Annotated in this window: 14 protein-coding genes and 2 pseudogenes; 10 read left to right on the forward strand and 6 right to left on the reverse strand. The window is 70.8% G+C overall.

Annotated elements, in window-relative coordinates; translation table 11 throughout:
* Positions 1 to 746, reverse strand: a pseudogene (locus C1I98_RS17595) (HEXXH motif domain-containing protein); the annotation flags it as partial.
* Positions 743 to 2014: an FxsB family cyclophane-forming radical SAM/SPASM peptide maturase gene (locus C1I98_RS17600; protein ID WP_111168552.1), complete on the reverse strand. Its 1272-nt coding sequence runs from the start codon at positions 2012 to 2014 to the stop codon at positions 743 to 745. The pseudogene C1I98_RS17595 and the gene C1I98_RS17600, both read right to left, overlap by 4 nt.
* A 161-nt stretch (positions 2015 to 2175) precedes the next feature.
* On the opposite strand from C1I98_RS17600, the gene C1I98_RS17605 reads away from it, so the two are divergent.
* The 6 genes from C1I98_RS17605 (at position 2176) to C1I98_RS17630 (ending at position 12013) form a co-directional block, all read left to right on the forward strand.
* Entirely contained in the window at positions 2176 to 2385 is a 210-nt protein-coding gene (locus tag C1I98_RS17605) for an FxSxx-COOH-like cyclophane-containing RiPP peptide (RefSeq protein ID WP_111168541.1), read from the forward strand.
* 125 nt (positions 2386 to 2510) lie between these two features.
* The gene (gene fxsT / locus C1I98_RS17610) at positions 2511 to 6152 is read left to right on the forward strand and encodes an FxSxx-COOH system tetratricopeptide repeat protein (protein WP_111168542.1); all 3642 of its coding nucleotides are present in this window, start codon (positions 2511 to 2513) and stop codon (positions 6150 to 6152) included.
* 24 nt (positions 6153 to 6176) lie between these two features.
* Positions 6177 to 7166: a hypothetical protein gene (locus tag C1I98_RS17615; protein ID WP_111168543.1), complete on the forward strand. Its 990-nt coding sequence runs from the start codon at positions 6177 to 6179 to the stop codon at positions 7164 to 7166.
* Complete coding sequence (locus C1I98_RS17620) at positions 7150 to 8325, forward strand: cation:proton antiporter (protein ID WP_111168544.1); 1176 nt, start codon at positions 7150 to 7152, stop codon at positions 8323 to 8325. Before C1I98_RS17615 ends, C1I98_RS17620 begins: the two co-directional genes overlap by 17 nt.
* 236 nt (positions 8326 to 8561) lie before the next feature.
* Positions 8562 to 9536: a hypothetical protein gene (locus C1I98_RS17625; protein WP_111168545.1), complete on the forward strand. Its 975-nt coding sequence runs from the start codon at positions 8562 to 8564 to the stop codon at positions 9534 to 9536.
* A complete protein-coding gene (locus C1I98_RS17630; RefSeq protein ID WP_233507951.1) occupies positions 9536 to 12013 on the forward strand; it encodes an ATP-dependent Clp protease ATP-binding subunit in 2478 nt (825 codons plus the stop codon). Before C1I98_RS17625 ends, C1I98_RS17630 begins: the two co-directional genes overlap by 1 nt.
* 253 nt (positions 12014 to 12266) lie before the next feature.
* Here the strand turns inward: C1I98_RS17630 and C1I98_RS17635 are convergent, their stop codons facing one another.
* Positions 12267 to 12542: a hypothetical protein gene (locus tag C1I98_RS17635; RefSeq protein WP_111168546.1), complete on the reverse strand. Its 276-nt coding sequence runs from the start codon at positions 12540 to 12542 to the stop codon at positions 12267 to 12269.
* A gap of 268 nt (positions 12543 to 12810) precedes the next feature.
* On the opposite strand from C1I98_RS17635, the gene C1I98_RS17640 reads away from it, so the two are divergent.
* Both C1I98_RS17640 and C1I98_RS17645 read left to right on the forward strand, forming a co-directional pair.
* Positions 12811 to 14088 carry a helix-turn-helix domain-containing protein gene (locus tag C1I98_RS17640; protein ID WP_146607492.1) on the forward strand — a complete coding sequence of 426 codons (1278 nt, stop codon included), beginning with the start codon at positions 12811 to 12813 and terminating at the stop codon, positions 14086 to 14088.
* Between the two features lie 69 nt (positions 14089 to 14157).
* Complete coding sequence (locus C1I98_RS17645) at positions 14158 to 14976, forward strand: hypothetical protein (RefSeq protein WP_111168548.1); 819 nt, start codon at positions 14158 to 14160, stop codon at positions 14974 to 14976.
* On the opposite strand, the pseudogene C1I98_RS17650 reads toward C1I98_RS17645, so the two are convergent.
* Positions 14956 to 16129, reverse strand: a pseudogene (locus C1I98_RS17650) (IS3 family transposase). The gene C1I98_RS17645 and the pseudogene C1I98_RS17650 overlap by 21 nt on opposite strands.
* Before the next feature lie 129 nt (positions 16130 to 16258).
* Between C1I98_RS17650 and C1I98_RS40560 the strand changes: the two are divergent.
* On the forward strand, positions 16259 to 16933 hold the full coding sequence (locus tag C1I98_RS40560; protein WP_146607493.1) for a hypothetical protein: 675 nt from the start codon (positions 16259 to 16261) through the stop codon (positions 16931 to 16933).
* A gap of 28 nt (positions 16934 to 16961) precedes the next feature.
* Entirely contained in the window at positions 16962 to 17213 is a 252-nt protein-coding gene (locus C1I98_RS17660) for a hypothetical protein (RefSeq protein WP_111168550.1), read from the forward strand.
* A 10-nt stretch (positions 17214 to 17223) separates the two neighbouring features.
* Here the strand turns inward: C1I98_RS17660 and C1I98_RS17665 are convergent, their stop codons facing one another.
* The gene (locus C1I98_RS17665) at positions 17224 to 17634 is read right to left on the reverse strand and encodes a DUF2267 domain-containing protein (protein WP_111168551.1); all 411 of its coding nucleotides are present in this window, start codon (positions 17632 to 17634) and stop codon (positions 17224 to 17226) included.
* A 65-nt stretch (positions 17635 to 17699) separates the two neighbouring features.
* The gene (locus C1I98_RS17670) at positions 17700 to 18395 is read right to left on the reverse strand and encodes an SDR family oxidoreductase (protein WP_233507952.1); all 696 of its coding nucleotides are present in this window, start codon (positions 18393 to 18395) and stop codon (positions 17700 to 17702) included.
* Positions 18396 to 18410 lie beyond the last annotated feature (15 nt).

The raw sequence follows: 18410 nt of genomic DNA on the forward strand, positions 1-18410 counted from the left end.
GCCGCCCAGCCGTGGTGGCGGGACAGGAGCAGCCAGCCCGCTTGGAGGCGTTCGTGCCAGGCGCCCAACTCGGCGAGGGGGAGCCGGGGGAGGCGTTCCAGGGCGCCGGGGAAGCGATGCGGGTCGAGGTCGTCGGCGAGCAGGTTCATCCGGTGCTCGGGGGCATGCAGCGGCAGGCGGCGCAGGCCCTGCCAGTGGGGGGCGTCCTGGTAGGGGTCGGGCGGCAGCGCGACGTGGTGGCGGCCCGCGGACAGCCGGGCCGGTTCGCCGCCGGGGCCGTTCGCCCGGAAGGTCACGGGGCCGGGCGGGAGCCCGGCCCTGCCGAGTCCGGGGATTGTCAGGCCCTCGGGGCCCGCCGTCAGCTCCAGCTCGGCCGGGACGTGGCCGAGCGCCGCCGCCCCGGCGGTGATGGCCGCCAGGTGTCCGGGGCGCGCGTCCGGGCGGCCGTGGATCATCTCGTGCAGCGTCGTCAGGGCCCACGAACCCACGGCGGGGTTGCGCAGGACCGTCTCGGCGGCGGTGGGGGCGGCCCGCCGTACGGTGTGCAGCGCGGACAACGCCGAAGCGGCCCGCCGCGCCTCCGGGTGACCGCGCTCGGCGGCCTGGTCCACCACCGCGGTGAGCAGCAGCAGATGCTTGCTGAGCCGCACGGGGGCCAGCTCCCGCAGGGCGGCGGCCCCGTCCTCCCCGCGCGCCAGGGCCACGAGCGTCCGCCGCGCCAGCCGATGCCCCCGCGCCACGCTCACGCGCCGGGGGCGCGGAGGGCCGCGATGTCGCCGGACACGCGGGTGCGGATGTGCCCGATGAGCCGGTAGAGATCGGCGCAGTACACCGACGGGTTGGCGAAGCCCGTGCCCTCCCGGTAGCGGTGGGCGTAGTGGCCGCCGCCGCAAACCCGGCCCACCGGGCAGGCCCGGCAGCCCGGGGCGAGGGCCGCCGCGCCGATCTGCCTGGCGGCGATCCCGGGCACCAGCAGCGCCGCGTCGAACGGGTCGCGGGCCACGTGCAGCCCGGTGCGCGCGGCGCCGTCGTGGACGGACTTGAGCGCGTCGGTCTGCTCGATCGTGCCGTCGGTCTCCACGACGGCGACTCCCACGGGCGTGAGCCCCAGCCCTTCGGTCCCGGCGTGTCCGCCGAGCAGCAGGTGGATGATCTCGTCGAAGAGCCGGATGGAGGTGGGGCGCGGCGCGGCGCCGTACCACTCCTCGAAGATCGCGATGAGCCAGTCCGCGTACGGTGTGCCGCGCCCGTCGCCTCCGGGAGGGGGAGCGGACCAGTTGGCGTGCGGCAGCAGGAAGTCCACCACGGGCGGGGCGTGACGCAGCAGCTCCCGGTAGACGGTGAGCGGGTCGGCGCGCACGTCGATCGTGCACAGCAGCCCGCTGAACAGCGGGCGGTACGCCGTGCCGCCCAGCCGCCGCAGGGCCGCCGAGACGGGGGCGTGGCTGCCCCGGCCCGCGGCGGTGCGCCGGCGCCCGTCGTGGACCGGCGCGGGGCCGTCCAGGCTGACGCCGACGCCGACCCCGAGGTCCTTGAACAGCCGCAGGTACGTCTCGTCCAGGCGTACGCCGTTGGTCTGGACGGTCACCGACGCGCGTACGGGCGCGCGGACGGCGGCGCGGATCTCCCGCACCAGCGCGGCCATGTGCCCGGGCGGGCACAGCAGCGGCTCGCCGCCGTGCAGCACCACCTGGACGCGCCGCAGCCCGTGACCGGTGGCGTGCTCGGCGATCCGCGCCGCCGCCTGCGCCGCCACCGCGGCGGACATCATCCTGGGCCGGTCGCGCCAGGAGCGGTCCGGCCCGGAGTAGACGTAGCAGTAGTCGCAGGCCAGGTCGCACCGGCTGTGGATCTTCAGCACGAACGTGCGGAAGGGCCGTGGCCGCCAGCCTCCGGCCAGCAGCGCCGCCACGTCGCCCGAATCAGGCCATGGCCGCGCCGCGTCGATCGTGCGCCCGCCCTCGCCCCCGGGCCGGTCGGCCGGTCGGAAAAGGTCCGGCGGGGCGGGTGGCATGATCCGCACCTCACATGAGGAGGAATGTGGAATGTCTAGGATCATACAGGGATGTGGTCGCCTGGGAAGCGGCTCGTTAATATAAGAACATTGATCGGAGTTATCCGGTGATATGGGATATAACACCGTATTGCCCGAGTTAATCGGAGGAAGCAGCGGCTGTGACTGACGCGGCGGAAAACGGCGACGAACTTCGGTCCGACCTGATCGACATCGGTGGCATCGATCCGGCGGCCCTCGACTCCCTGCCGCGGGACGGCGCGCTGGCCATCGCGCTGCGCCGCCTCTACCGGGACGCCCAGGAGCCGCCCGAGCTGTACTGCTCCGGCTTCGAGTCCGGCATGGACGGCTCGGATGAAACGCATGACTGATGCCCGTTCCGGGTAACTCCGCGCCGCGCCGCGCTTGGCGAACAACCGTATCCGGGTGCGCCCGAATGTGGCAGAGTGGGGGCCGGGCGGCTGTCGCCGTCCGTTGGTAGCCAAATGGGGCGGCGATGAACGGCGGATCCAATCAGCCCGGAATCATCATCACCTTCCATTCGCTGCGCGGGGGCATCGGCAGCACCATGACGCTGGCCAACGTCGCCGTCATTCTCGCGACCGCGGGAAAACGCGTCCTGGTGGCCGACACCGGGCCCTCCGCACCGGCGCTGCGGCGCTATCTGCTGAGGTTCCAGCCGGCCGCCGCCGAGCCCGGCGCCGCGCCGATCCGCCTCGACCTCGGCCCGCTCACCGATCAGGGCGGCTGCCTCGACCTCGCCGTCACCGTGGACGACGAGGCCGCGGGACCCGCCGGATGGGGCGAGTCGGCCACCGTGCGCAAGCGGCTGCGCGACAGCGGATACGACTACGTGCTGGTCCGGGTCCCCACCCGGACGGGCGCCGCGGCGCTGCGCTGGTCGGCGATGCTGTCCGACATCGCGGTCATCGGCTTCCCACTGAGCCCGTCGGCCATCGCCGAGGTCGCCGACGCCGTCGCCCAGATCGGCACGACGGGCGGCGTCGCGCGGGTGCTCCCGCTGCCGATGATGGTCGACCGGAGCCGTACCGCGCAGCTGGCGACGGCCCGGCGGCGGCTGCGCGAGGAGCTGGGGGAGTCCGAGCTGGTCATCGACACCGACGTGGAGATCCCCTACAGCGGCGACCACTACTTCACCGACGCGCTCGCCGTGCTCAGCGAGCCCGCGGGCGGAGGCGGCCTGCGCGACGCCTACGAGGGCGTGGCCGGGCGGATCACCGGCGGGCTGGTCACCGGCGTGCGCCACGTCTCGGTCGTCTACACCGCCCGCTACCGCGCGTGGGGGGAGTGGCTGGCCGCCCAGATCGCCGGGGCCGGCCTGCGGGTCAGGGAGATTCCGCTGCGCGGCCTCGCCGACGAGGCCCCCGACGGCCTGAGCGACGACACCCTCGTCCTGGTGGTCTCGCCCACCCGGATGAGCCTGGACGAAAGCGACCGGCTCGACGCGCTGGTCGGCCTGTGGCGCGACGGCGGGGGCGAACACGCCGAGGGCGGCCTGGTCTTCGTCAGGGTGGACGACCACACGCTCGCCGGCCCTCCCGAAGGCGTGCAGGAGCTGGACCTCCGGGGCGAGGAGGAGGCCGACATCAAGGCCGACCTGCGCCGGCGGCTGCGCATCCGCGACCCGCTGCCCGCCGGCGCCGGCGGCACCCGCTTCCCGCGCCTGCCCACGACCCACAACCTGCCCTCCGCCGAGCGCGACTTCGTCGGCCGGGAGCGGCTGCTCCTCCAGTTACGCGACCGGATGCTCGACTCGCCCGACGGGCGCTGCGTGATACACGGCGGCCCGGGAGCGGGCAAGAGCGAGCTGGCGCTGGAGTACGCCGAGCGCTTCCTCGGCGGCTACGACATCGTCTGGTGGATCCAGGCCCGCAACGGGGACAAGGCCCGCGAGGGCCTGAGCGCCCTGGCCCACCGGCTGGAGCTGTCCGAGGGCGGCGACGCGGTGGCCGCGGTGCTGCGCTATCTGACCGCCGCCGCCGAGCCGCGGTGGCTGCTCGTCTACGACGACTTCGGCCAGGACGAGGAACTGCCCGGCCTGGTCCCCGACGAGGGCGGGCACGTCATCTTCACCACCCGCAGGCGGCCTCCCGCCGACCGCCCCTCCCATGTGCAGGTCGGCCCGCTGTCCCCGGTGGAGAGCGCCGCGCTGCTGCGCCGCGGTGACCCGCACATCACCACCGACGACGCCCTCCAGGTGGCCGGCATGCTCGGCGGGATGCCGCTCGCGATGGAGATGGCGCGGGCCTGGCTGGCCAGGGCGGCGAGCGATCCGGGCCGCGCCCGCGTGCCGCTGCGCGACCGCGCCGCCCAGGCCGTCGCCGAACTGCGCTTCACCTACGGCAGGGTCATGGCGGGCCTGGAGGCGGACCGCGGCGCCCGCGCCGAGCCCGGGACCACCCCCGATCCGATCGCCTCGCACGAGGCGATGGTGGGTGCCGCCCTCGCCGCCCTCGACCCGGCCGAGCTGTGGCTCATGCAGGTGTCCTCGTTCCTCAGCCTCGACGGGTCCTCCCTCGACCTGCTGCGCTCGCCCGCCTTCCTGGGCGAGCTGTACGGCGAGGGCGGGCCGTTCGCCGACCCGCTCGACATCGACGTGACGATGGAGAGCCTGCGCGGGTACGGCCTGGTCAGGATCGAGCACGGCCGCGCCGGTGCGCTGCGCACCCACCGGCTGATCCGCGACACCGTCCTGGCGTCCATGCGTGGCCCGACCCTGGAGCGCCGACGGGAGGAGGTCCTGCACGGCCTGGCCCGGTTCGCCCCCGCCGAGAACGAAGGGCCCGACGACCTGCGCGCCCGCAGGCTCGCCGAACTCAATCGGCATGTGCTCACCAGCGGCGCGGTCAAGTGCCCGCACCCGCCGGTGCGCCGCTGGGTGATCGGCCAGGTGCGCCATCTGTACCAGCTCCAGGACTACAGCGCCTGGCGGCGGGCCCGGCGGCTCGGCGAGCAGGCCCTGGCCGAGTGGAGCGCGAGTCCCGACCCCTCGCTGATCCCCGAGCTGCGCGTGCAGTTCGCCAATGTGCTTCGCGAGCTGGGCGACCACACCGCCGCGGCCCGGCACGGCGAGGCCGCGCTGCGCATGCTGGTGCGCCGCGGCGAAAAGTCGGTAAGGGCGCTCGACGCCGCCATGGCGCACGGCGCGGACCTACGCGCCAAGGGCGACTTCGGGATGGCCTACCTGCGCAGCAGCGCCGCCTGGTCCGGCTTCGAGCGGCTGCTCGGCGCGCAGAGCCCGCACACCGGGCGGGCCCTGAACAACCTCGCGGTCTCCGCCTCGCTGGCCGGCAAGCCGTACGAGGCGGAGGAGCTGGCCCGGCGCTGCCACCTCGACCGGCTGACCCTGTACGGCGAGACCTCCCCCGCCGCCTGGGGAACCGGCTGCAACCTGGCCTACTTCATGCGCGAGCTCGGCGACGCGGCAGGCTCTCTCGACCTGCTGCGGCGCGGCCTCGGGCTGCTCGCGCCGGTCCAGGTCAAGGCGGCGGGCCCGCGCAGCCTGCTGCTCCTGCGGATCGAGTGCGGAATCGCGGTGTGCGAACGCAGGCTCGGCCGTTCCTTCGAGGCGCTGAGCCGCGACACCGAGGCGCTGGAGGAGCTGTGCGAGGTGGTCGGCGAACGGCACGCGGCGACCGTGCTGTGCTCCGCCGCCGTCGCCGCCGACCTGCACGCCGAGGGCGACCACGCGGGGGCCGTGATCCGTGCCCAGCGGGCGTTGGCCGGCTTTCGCGACGTGTTCGGCCGCGACCACCCCCATGGCTACGCGCTGCAGGCCAACCTGGGCGCCTACCTGCGCGCCGCGGGCGACGCGGAGGAGGCGGCGCGGCTGGGCGCGGAAAGCTGCGCGGTGCTGGCCGACCGGCTCGGCCCACGCCACCCCCTGACGCTCGCCGCCGAGGTCAACCACGCCAACAGCCTCGCCCCCAGGGACAGGAATCTGGCCGTCGACCGGATGGCGACCGCCCTGGAACGCCTGCTGTACTTCTACGGACCTGGCCATCCGCATGTGCGGATCTGTGAGCGCAACCTCGCCGACCTGCGCAGAGAGGGCCTCGGGGGACGGCGCGACCCCAGTCGCCGGCGTGACATCGACATCGAGGTCATGCCGTACTGAGCGGCGCTGACGGAAAGGACGGAGATGACCGCGAAGGAGGACCCGCCCGCGTGCGTGGTCCGGCGCTCCTCGTACGGCGGCGCCGCCTACGAGAACATCATCGCGTTGTGCGAGGACGAGTTCCGCGATCCGCAGGGCCTGCACACCGTGAGCTACTTCGACCACGGCTTCCACGGCTTCTCCGCGGACCTGTTCCACAAGATGCCCGGCCGGTTCGGCGAACGCGACGCCGAGACGGTACGCGAGGGCTACGAGAACGCGTTCCATGAGTTCGTCATCAACGTCGAGCGGATGGACCGGCTGCTCGCCGACCTGGAGACCGGCGACCTCATCCGCACGGTCGTGGAGACCTCCGACGGGGGCATTCACTGCGACTGGGTCTACTCCGGCGAGTACATCGTGGGGGCGACGCTGGACACCACCGCCGTGGAGTCCATGGACCGGAAGATGTCCGCGCTGGCGACCCGGATCAGGAAGCTGGCGTTCAACCAGCCGGGCCGGATGCCCGGCGGCGACATCGAGGCGGAGGCCGCCGGGCTGGCCGAGCCGGTCACGCCCCACCTCGCGCGCGGCGAGCTGCTGGGCGAGGCCGCCGCCCGCGGGCTGCGCGAGGTCTGCGTTCCCCGGCTCACCGCGGGCGACCTGCACTACGTCGCCCTCCACGTCGACTGGGAGTTCCGCTTCTCCGCCGACGTCTTCGACAACCCGGCCCTGGACTCCTGGTTCCACCGGCTGACCAGGGACCTGCGGCGCAAGCAGTACCTGGAGGTGGCCCGGCGGCTGCAACGCGACCTCGCGGAGCTGACCCACGCCCTGTGGAGGTTCACCCACGAACCGTTCCGGCGCGTGGTGCTGGACGTGGAGTCCGGCGCGATCTTCGTCTACCCCTTGAACCGCAGCGGCGCCTTCCTGCTCGGCGTCACCCTGTTCCAGCCATTGGTGCCGCACGCCGAGGACCGGATGCGCGAACTGCTGCCCGACGTGGAGCGGGTGCTGGATGAAACGCCACCCTGAGGACCACCCTTTTGACGAGGTCCGTTCCGGCCTGCGGCGGCCCAGGGCGCGCCCGCGGCTCTCGCCCGCCGCGGCCCGGCTCGCGGTGGCCGTCACCGTGGTCGCCGCGGGCGCGGCGTCGGCCGGCGCGGTGCCGGGCGTCGCGCAGTCCGTCGGCTCGCCGCTCTACATGTACGCGGTGACCGCTCTGCTCTCGATCGGCCTCTACAGCAGTGCCCATGGCATCTCCCGCGAGGTCACCAAGGATCTGCGCACGGTGGTGCTCGCGGTCACCGTCGGGGTGCTGCTGAAGGCGGTGCTGATCGGCGGGGTGATGTACCTCTCCTGGCCGCGGCCGGAGGCACTGCTGCTCGGTGTGGCGGTCGCGCAGATCGACCCGCTGTCGGTGGCCGCCCTGATCGGCAGCTCGCGCATGTCGGCGCGGGCGAAGAACCTGCTGCTCGCGTGGGCGTCGTTCGACGATCCGATCACCGCGCTGCTGACCGTCTACTTCACCGCGATGCTACTCGGCGGGCGCGGCGGTGTGGGCGCGTACCTGACGACCACCTGGGGCAACGCCCTGCTGGCCGGGGTGGTGCTGGTCGGCTGGGCGGTGGCGAAGTGGGCGGCGGGCCGGTACTACTGGCCGGTTCTGCACGATCCGCCGACCAGGCGGATCACCGGAGTGGCCGTGCTGCTGGCCGCGCTGGTGGTGGCGGTGCAGCAGTTCCTGGTGCTCGGCATCGCGCTGATCGGGCTGTTCCTGCGCCCCGGCATCGAACGCGCGCTCGGCCGGGTGCTGTCCGTCGCCTTCCTGGTCGCGGCCTTCGCCCTGGGGATGCTGCTGCCCGGCGGCGTCGAGCCGGTGCGCGGCGCGCTGCTCGGCGTGGCCGCGTACGCCGCGCAGGTCATCGTCGGCGGGCTGATCCCGGCGCGCGGCCTGACCGGGGTCGAGCGGGTCTATCTCGCCCTCGGCCAGCAGAACGGGATCACCGCGGTCATGCTGGCGCTGGCGCTGCTGCCCAGCGTGCCGGACGCGGTCGCCATGATCGCCCCCGCCATCCTCACCGTGAACCTGCTGCACCTGATCGCGAACACGCTCTGGGAACGGCTCGACGCCGCGGGGCAGGAGCGCATGGCGGAAAAGATCAGCCAGGTTCGGGTGGGTGCCAAAAGGTAGAGGTGCCCAATCGCCGGGGTCGTCACGCCCGGTTCGGCTGCTGGCTGAATCTTGCCCGCCGCATCGGGCGCGCCCCTAAAGTCATGGGCAGGCGGAGCACCCGCCGGCGCCCATTGCGATCGCCCACGCCGGTTCGCATACGAAGGCCAAGAGTCCCCGACTCAGTGCGCGCCGGCAGTTGCGCGGCCTGATCGTGCCGCCCCGATCGGTGGGATGCGTGGGGCCCGTCGGAGGGCATGATGGCCGACGATCGGCACACGGTGAGCGATGACCAGCACGACCCGTGCGGGGATCGGCGGCGAAGAGCCGTGCCCGGCAGGGCGCGCAGACGCGCCATCAGGGCCCGCGCCGCGATGTCGGGCGTTCCCTATTCGGTGGCTGCGCGCTGGCCCGACGCCTGGCCCGGCCAGTGCGAGACACCGGCCAGCCGCGGCCGCACGATCTACCCGGCGGGCACCGACGGGCGGCGCCGCCGGCTGATCGGCCGCCGTGCCCGGCGCACCTTCCACCAGCGGGTGCAAGACGCCCGGATGGCCGCCGACCTGCCCCGCGGCCGGGCCGGGCACCTGGTCGAGCGGTTCCCGCCGGCCCGCGGCGACAGCGGCACCGGCGTGGGCCCGCTCTACCACGGCGAGGCCCGCGAAGACGTGCTCGCCATGGTCTACTTCACCGTCGCCGCCGAGACGCCGTCCATCGTGCCCGCGCCCGGCGAGCTGGCCTGGACGGCCGAGCTGGGCGAGGAGACCGCGGTCGACACGATGTGCGCGCTGATCGACCGCATGGTCCGGCTGGCGCTCGACACCGAGCCTGCCACGCTGCGCCACCGCGCCGCCGCGGCGATCCTGGCCGGGGCCGCCCACCGCGGCTTTCGCACGCGCGACGAGGCCGCACGGCTGGCGGCGGCCATCGCCCCGCACGATCCGGCCCGCTGGGCGGAGCTGCCGTTCACCGGCGGCCGGCAGATCCTCGACGCGCTGCTCGTGGTGGCCGAAGACGGCCACGCCCCCGGCACCCGCGTGCGGATCACCGCCGGTCCGCGCGCCGGGTCCGGGGCGACGATCGTGGGTGCGATATGGGGCCTGACCGGCCCGCCGCTCGCCTACCGGGTGCATCCCGACCGCTCCCAGGCGGCCATCGTCGCCGATCCCGACGATCTCATCGTCCTCACCCGCGACAGCGGGCCGTCCGCAGTGCCCACTCAGGAGGTGTGATGTTCGAAAGGTTCACCGACCGCGCACGGCGGGTCGTCGTCCTGGCCCACGAGGAGGCCAGGGCGCTCAACCACGGTTGCATCGGCACCGAGCACATGTTGCTCGGGCTGATCCGCGAGGGCGAAGGCGTCGCCGCCAAGGCGCTGGACGGCCTCGGCCTGGGCCATGAGGTCGTCCGGCGGCAGGTCGAGGAGATGATCGGCAAGGGTCGGTCGGCGTCGTCGGGGCACGTTCCGTTCACCCCGCGCGCCAAGAAGGTCCTTGAGCTGTCGCTCCGTGAGGCTTTGCAACTGGGCCACAGCTACATCGGCACCGAGCACATGCTGCTGGGGCTGATCCGCGAGGGCGACGGCGTGGCCGTGCAGGTGCTGGTCAGGCTGGGCGCCGATCTCGGCGCGGTACGCGAGCAGGTGCTCCGCCTGCTGCACGGCCTCCAGGCCGGCGACCCGGCCGGCGCCGGGGGCAGGGAGGAGTCCGTCCCGGCCTCGTCCACGGTGCTCGACCAGTTCGGCCGCAACCTGACCCAGGCCGCCCGCGAGGGCAGGCTCGACCCGGTCATCGGGCGCGAGAAGGAGATCGAGCGGGTCATGCAGGTGCTGTCCCGCCGCACCAAGAACAACCCGGTCCTGGTGGGCGAGCCCGGCGTGGGCAAGACCGCCGTGGTCGAGGGGCTGTCCCAGAAGATCGTCAAGGGCGAGGTGCCCGAGACGCTGAAGGACAAGCAGCTCTACACCCTCGACCTGGGCGCCCTGGTGGCCGGGTCACGTTACCGCGGTGACTTCGAGGAGCGCCTGAAGAAGGTGCTCAAGGAGATCCGCACCCGCGGTGACATCATCCTGTTCATCGACGAGCTGCACACCCTGGTCGGCGCGGGCGCCGCGGAGGGCGCGATCGACGCCGCCAGCATCCTCAAGCCGATGCTGGCCCGCGGCGAGCTTCAGACCATCGGCGCGACCACGCTCGACGAGTACCGGAAGTATCTGGAGAAGGACGCGGCGCTTGAGCGGCGGTTCCAGCGCATTCCGGTCGCGGAGCCGGGGCTGGGTCACACGATCGAGATCCTCAAAGGGCTGCGCGACCGCTACGAGGCCCATCACCGGGTGATCATCACCGACGGCGCGGTGGAGGCGGCGGCACGGTTCGCCGACCGCTATATCAGCGACCGGTTCCTGCCGGACAAGGCGATCGACCTGATCGACGAGGCGGGTTCGCGGATGCGCATCCGGCGGATGACCGCGCCCCCCGAGCTGCGGGAGTACGACGAGAAGATCGCCAACGTCCGGTACGACAAGGAGTCCGCGATCGACGCGCAGGACTTCGAGAAGGCCGCCGCGCTGCGCGATCGGGAGAACGAGCTTCAGCGGGGGCGTGAGCGGCGCGAGGAGGAGTGGAAGGCCGGTGACATGGATGTGGTGGCCGAGGTCACCGAGGAGCTGATCGCCGAGGTTCTGGCGACGGCCACCGGCATCCCGGTGTTCAAGCTGACGGAGGAGGAGTCCCAGCGGCTGCTGCGGATGGAAGATGAGCTGCACAAGCGGATCATCGGCCAGGACGATGCGATCAAGGGCCTGTCGCGGTCGATCCGGCGTACCCGCGCCGGGTTGAAGGACCCGCGGCGTCCGGGTGGGTCGTTCATCTTCGCCGGTCCGTCCGGTGTGGGGAAGACCGAGTTGTCCAAGGCGCTGGCGGAGTTCCTGTTCGGCGACGAGGACGCGCTGATCATGCTGGACATGTCGGAGTTCATGGAGAAGCACACGGTCTCGCGGCTGTTCGGCTCTCCTCCGGGTTATGTCGGGTATGAGGAGGGTGGCCAGCTCACCGAGAAGGTGCGGCGCAAGCCGTTCTCGGTGGTGTTGTTCGATGAGATCGAGAAGGCGCATCCGGACATCTTCAACTCGTTGTTGCAGATTCTGGAGGACGGCCGGCTGACCGACGCGCAGGGCCGGGTGGTCGACTTCAAGAACACGGTGATCATCATGACCACCAACCTGGGCACGCGGGACATCTCCAAGGGCATCGGGGTCGGGTTCGCGCGTAACAACGACGCGGAGAGCAACTACGACCGGATGAAGTCGAAGGTGCAGGAGGAGCTGAAGCAGCACTTCCGGCCGGAGTTCCTGAACCGGGTGGATGACACGGTGGTGTTCCACCAGCTCACCCCGAAGGAGATCATCCAGATCGTCGACCTGATGCTCGACGGGCTCGCCGAGCGGCTGAAGGACCGCGACCTCGGGCTGCGGGTCACCAAGGACGCCAAGCAGTTGCTGGCCGACCGAGGCTACGACCCGGCGATGGGTGCCCGGCCGCTGCGCCGGACCATCCAGCGCGAGCTGGAGGACACCCTGTCGGAGAAGATCCTGTACGGCGAGCTGCGCCCGGGCCAGGTCGTCAAGGTCGCCGTGAAGAACGACGCCCTCGTTATCACCAGCGAGCCCAAGCGCACCCACCGCCGCACACCGGATCCATCACTTCTCTAGCGGTTTCTGGCGTGGATTCTCGGACCTCAAGGGTGAATGACCGCTCGTGGGCCGGTCCCGCCGCTCACCCCGGGGCCCGCCCCGCACAAGGTGCTGAACCGCCGTGGCGGCGCTGTGTGTGAGGCGAATTCCCGGGGTGTGTTGGGGAGGCGGCCTGAATCGCGTGGCAGCGCTGTGCGGTTTGTATCGAGTCATCGAACACGCTGGAGGCCGTACCGAAGCGCGCCGCTGCCCTTCTCGTGTGCGCCGGGCGTCAGAGGTGTTTGACCTTGCCGGTGGCCGGGTCGCGGTGCAGGTGGATCAGGATCGGGCCGTAGGCGTACTCCGGGCGGCCGCTGGGGTGCAGGCGGGCCGGGCGCATGATGGCGTTGGCCTCGCCCAGGCAGGCGCGCAGTTCCTGGACGAGGTTCACCAGGGCGCTCGCCGGGTCGTCGGTCACGCCGGACACATGGTGACCCGGCTCGCGGACCTCCCAGACCAGTAACAAGGTCTCGCTGAGCGGGCGCAGGTGAGCACACGACTGGTACATGCGCGGTTCTCCTCGTGCGGTGAGTCGCGTGGACTCGGGGAGCGAAGTGGTGGCCATGACCCTGGAGCACGACGAACCCGGGGCCATGGCCACGGGATCAGCGGCCGGTGGGAAGAGCCGGCCGGGGCCCGGCAGTGTGGGGTGATCTGAGCCGGAGATCCCGTGCAGCGCTGGCTGCCCTGTCATAGTGGTCTCGTGACTCTCCGCACACCAACGGTTACCTGTCGCCGGATGGGTCGGTGCCAGGATTGGCGACAGGAGAAGCGGTATGCCTGACCCGGATTCGCCTGATGTCGCCCGGTTGCTGGCCGATGAACTGCGTCGCCACCGTGGCGACACCACCCTGCGCGAGGTGGCGCTGGGGGCTCGGACTCACCACAGCGTGCTGTGGCGGTATGAGCAAGGACTACGGATTCCGCCACGGGACGCCGTCGCCCGGCTGGACGCGCTCTACGGGGCCGAGGGGGAGCTGATCCGGCTCCGTGAGGCTGTGGCGGATATAAGGGATCAAGCTCGAAGGAGCGGTAAAAATCACGAAAACGGTGATTATGAAGATATGGAACGCCGCCGCCTTATTCAGGCCGCCACGGTGGGTGTCGGTCTAACCGCGATGGAGAACAATGAGCGGTTACGGCAACTTCTCTCGCTGGATCGGGACGACGACAGTCGCAGCGTGGAGGAGTGGGAGCGTACCTGCGAAGACATGCGGCACTGGTTGTGCACGCGGCCTGTCGGCAAGGTTCGGGAGGCGATCGGCATCGAGCTGGACGCGCTGCTGCGGGAACGTCAGCGGGCGTCTCCGGCACTGAGGGAAGATCTGCTCAGAATACAAGCGGCTCTGGCGGCCTTGTATGCGAATGCGCTGGGGCGGCTGAGCGAGCATGAAGCCTGTTTGCGATGGTGGCGTACGGCCCGGCAGGCGGCCGATGCGTCGAGAGATCAGCGTCTGGCGATCGGCATCCGGGCGACCGAGGCCGGTAACACGCTATACGGCCAGCGATCTCCAAATTCCGTGCTGGAGCTGACCCGGACGGCTCATGGGCTCTCCAAGGGGGTGCCGAGCTGGGGTCTGGTCTATGTGCTTTGTGCGCAGGCTCGGGCCGCCGCCGTACTGCAGCGTCATGACGAGGCATTGGCGGCGCTACGTCAGGCCGAGGACTTGGTCGGCGGTGCCGAACTACCTGCCCTCAGCGTGATGCCGTCCTATTGGAACGATGGCCGCCCTACCGAGTGGACGGCCAGCCTGGTCTACGCAGGAGCAGGTGATGAATCCCGTTCGGAGCAGGCCAGGACACCGGTGCTCAGCCACAAGGATTACCAGTATCGCGCCGCCGCCCGGCTGCATCGGGCCTTGTGCACGGTGGTGAAGGGCGGGGTTGTGGAGGGGCTGGTCGCGGCGACGGAGATCATCGACGGTGTGGTGCCCGGTCACCGGACCAACACCGTCACTCACACCGCTTTGCTCGTTTTGCAGGCTGTGCCACAGAAACATAGGGAATCGCCTGCCGCCGTAGAACTTCGTGTGACCCTCGGAATGGATGTCTGACGCCGCCTCGGTACGGACTCGTCACTTCGCTGGAACGGTGAAGAGCGTGACGGTGGAAATGATGAGGATATGGAGCGCCGCCGTCTCATTCAGGCCGCCGCACTCGGTATCGGTCTTACCACGATGGAAAACCAGGAGCGGGTCCGGCAACTGCTCGCGCTGAGCGACGAAAGGCGCAGTGTGGAGGACTGGGAACGTACCTGCGAAGACCTGTTGCAGGGCTTGCGCGTACAGCCCGCCGCCAGGAACAAGGAAACGATCGGGATCGAGTTGGAAGCCCTGCTTAGGGAGCGGCAGCGGGCTTCCCCAGTGCGCCGGGAGGATTTGCTCAGGATTCAGGCGGCTTTGGCTGCTCTGTATGCGAATGCGCTGGGGCGGCTGAGCGAGCATCAGGCCGCCCTGCGCTGGTGGCGTACGGCCCGCCAGTCGGCCGACGCGTCCAAAGACCAGCACCTCGCGATCGGGGTGCGGGCGACCGAAGCCGGGAACGCCCTCTACGGCCAGCGATCCCCTGGTGTCGTGCTGGAACTGACCCGCGCTGCCTATGGGATCGCCAAGGGGGTTCCGAGTTGGGGCCCGGTCTATGTGCTCTGCGCGCGGGCCCGGGCCGCCGCAGTACTTCAGCGTCATGATGAGGCGTTGGCGGCGCTACGTCAGGCTGAGGCCCTGGTCGGAGGCGCTGAACTTCCCGTGCCCAGTGTGATGCCGTCCTACTGGAGTGACGCCTGCCCCGCCGAGTGGACGGCCAGCTTCGTCTACGCGAGGATCGGTGACGAGGCCCGCTCGGAGCAGGCAAGGGCGGCGGTGTTCGGATATGACGACTTGGGGTGCCACGGTGATTCCGGACAGCCGTGTTATGGGCGTAGCCTATGCGGCGCGTTGGGATGAAAGGGACTCGTGGAGTACCTCCAGGGGTGGCCGGTAACCCAGTGCGGAGTGCAGGCGCCGGCGGTTGTAGAACCCTTCGATGTAGCGGATGACCTGCCTTCTCGCTTTGGCTCGGGTGGTGAAGACGAAGCGGTGCAGCCATTCGTTCTTGATCGCGGAGAAGAACGACTCGGCCATCGCGTTGTCGTAGCAGACTCCGGTGCGGCCGACCGAGCGGCGGATCCGCAGGCCGGTCAGGAAGCGGCCGAACTCGTCGCTGGTGTAGTTCGAGCCGCGGTCGGTGTGGAACACCGCATCGGGCTGGAGCACGCCGGTGCCGGCGGCCATCCGGATCGCGTCCGTGATCAGGCCGGTGCGGTAGTGGTCGGCCGTCGCTCAGCCCAGGACCGCCTTGCTATGGCAGTCGATCACGGTGGCGAGGTAGAGGAAGCCCTCCCAGGTGCGGATGTAGGTGATGTCGCCGACCAGCTTGGTGCCCGGCCGCTCAGCGGTGAAGTCGCGCCTGACCAGGTCCGGGATGCCGCGGAAGTCGCCCTGCACGGTTGTGACCGGCTGGAACGCCCGTACCTGGGCCGGGATGAGGTTTTGCTCGCGCATCAACGCGCGCACCAGTTCGGCCGAGCAGTGCTCGCCACGCCGTGCCAGTGCGGCGTGCACCCGCCGGTAGCCGTAGGTCTCGTGCGAGCCGGTGAAGATCTCGGCGACCAGAGAGGCGAGCATGGTTCGGCGTTGCGCGGTGGCCGAGGCCGGCCGCTCGCGCCACTCGTAGTAGCCCGAGCGGGACACGCCCAGCCAGGCGCACATCCGCGCGATCGCATGGTGAGCCTTCTCCGCATCGATCAGCTCGTACTTGGCGAGCGTCATCGATGATCGGCCGCGAAGAAGGCGGCTGCTTTTTCAAGAACGTCAGCTTCTCCCGCAGTTCGGCGTTCTCCCGCTCCAGCTCCCGGATCCGGGCCCGCTCCGGTCCGGAGACCGCCTGCTTCCCGTTCTGCATGCTCGCCGTCCGGTGCCGGTTCACCCAGTTGCCCAGGGTGCTGGCATTGATGTCGAACTCGCGTGCAACCGACACGACCGTCCGCTCGCCCTCCAGCACCATGCGGATGGCTTCTTCCTTGAACTCCGGCGAGAACTGCCTGCGACGCCTCGTCACGTACCTACCTCTTCCAGACTTCTGTCAGCTTATGTAGCCAACTGTCCGGAATCTGCTGGGCACCTCAACTACCAGTACCGCGCCGCCGCAAGGCTGCATGGGGCGTTGTGCACGGTGGTGAGCGGCGGAGTGACGGAGGGGCTGGTCGCCGCGACGCAGATCATCGATGGCATGGTGCCCGGTCACCGGACCAACACCATCACCCACACCGCCCGGCTCGCCCTACATGCCGTACCAGCGGAGCATTGGGGTTCTCCTGCTGCCGTAGAACTTCGTGCGACCCTCGGGATGGATATTCGAGCGCCACCCGGTACGGACTCATCACTTGGCCGGAACGCTGAAAAGCGTGATGGCGGAAATGATGAGGACATGGAGCGCCGCCGCCTAATTCAGGCCGCCGCAGTGGGTGTCGGTCTGACCGCGATGGAAACCCATGAGCGGGTACGGCAACTGCTCGCGCTGCGCGACGACAGGCGCAGTATGGAGGACTGCGAGCGTACCTGCGAAGACCTGTTGCAGGGGCTGCGTGTGCGGCCCGCTGCCAGGATCAAGGAAGCGATCGGCATCGAACTGGACGCCTTGCTGAGGGAGCGTCAGCGAACTTCCCCGGCACGCAGTGAGGATCTGCTCAGAATACAAGCGGCTTTAGCGGCGCTGTACGCGAATGCCCTGGGTCGGTTGAGTGAGCATGAGGCCGCTTTACGGCGGTGGCGAACTCCCGGCGCCCAGTGTGATGCCCTCATATTGGAACGGGGGCCAGGCTACGTCGTGGACGTCCAGCATGGTTCATGCCGGGGCGGGTGATGAGGAGCGCTCGGAGCGGGCCACCGGTATGGTGATCGCCACTAACCGGGACTATCAGTACCGGGCCGCCGCGCGGCTGCACACGGCGCTCTGCACGGTGGCGAACGGCGGGATCAAGGAAGGGCTGACCGCCGCGACGGAGATCATCGACGCCGTGCCCCCTGGCCATCGCACCAATGTGGTGACCCACACCGCCCGGCTCGTACTGAACGCCGTGCCACCGGAGCAGCGAATCTCACCTGCCGCCGCAGACCTTCGGGCCGTCCTTGGCGAACCCTGAGCGGCGGTGGTCACTCGATGGAGCCATGGCTGCCGGAGAGGACCAGTGGGCGGATATCGGGCGGAAGGCTCTCGCCGACCTTGTCCAGTACCCGCCCCGTGGTGGCCTCTCCCGCGACCTCCATCACGACCCGTACGAGGTAGGCGGCCTGCGGTTCCTTGACGCCCGCGCGGTCGGCCACGCGGCGGATGAACTCATGCCGGTCGAAGCCCGTCCCGCTGCCCATGCCGCCGTAGACCTCGGTGCGCCGCAGGTTCTCCCCGATCTCGTGCGGCAGTTGCGCGGCGAGGTTGTCGGCCAGCCCTTCGGGCACCCGTTCGCCCAGGGTCTCCAGCGTGGCCCGGCAGGCGCGTTCGGCATGCGCGCGGTCGGGCAACCGGGCCCTGGCCTGGACCTGCCCGATGAATTGGTCGTGCCGCATGATGTCCCCCTCCTCACCGAACCCCTGTATCCGGGTCGCCCGCCTTCTAACCCCGAAGACGCAGGTCAGGCGCGCAGGCTGGCCCCGCCGTCCACCATCAGTTCGTGCATGGTGATGTGCCGGGCGTGGTCGGAGGCCAGGAAGAGCACGGCCTCGGCGACGTCCTCCGGCAGCGCGACCCGGCCGAGCGGCACGCCGACGCGGAAGGCGGCCGGGTCGCCCGCCAGCACCGCATCGAACGCCCCCGGCTCCTCGCCGCCGGGCAGCCCGCGGAGCATCGGGGTGTCGGTGGAGCCGGGGGACACCACGTTGCAGCGCACGCCGTGCCCCGCCAGCTCCAGCCCCAGGCAGCGGGTGAACATCACGGCCGCCGCCTTGGAGGCCGCGTACGCCGCCATGCCGATCCGCGGCACCGAGGCGGCGTTGGAGCCGACCGTGACCACGACGCCGGAGCGCCGCCCGGCCATGTGCCGGGTGACCGCCCGCGACAGGTTGAACACCCCGTCGGCGTTGACCGCGAACGACAACCGCCAGGTCTCGTCGTCGGTCTCGCGTACCGAGGCCGCCCGCAGCACCCCCGCGACGTTGACCAGGATCTCGATGGGCCCCAGGTCGCGCTCGATCGTGGTGACCGTCTCCTCCACCGCGCGGGCGTCGCGCACGTCGAGGAGGTAGGAGGCGACCCCGGGCTGCGCCGACGCCTGGGTGTCGGCGGCGGCGACCTTCGCCCCCGCCCCGGCCAGCGCCTGGCTCTTATACACATCTCCGAGCCCACG

The organism is Spongiactinospora gelatinilytica, from assembly GCF_003236385.1.
GTDB classification, from domain to species: Bacteria; Actinomycetota; Actinomycetes; order Streptosporangiales; family Streptosporangiaceae; genus Spongiactinospora; species Spongiactinospora gelatinilytica.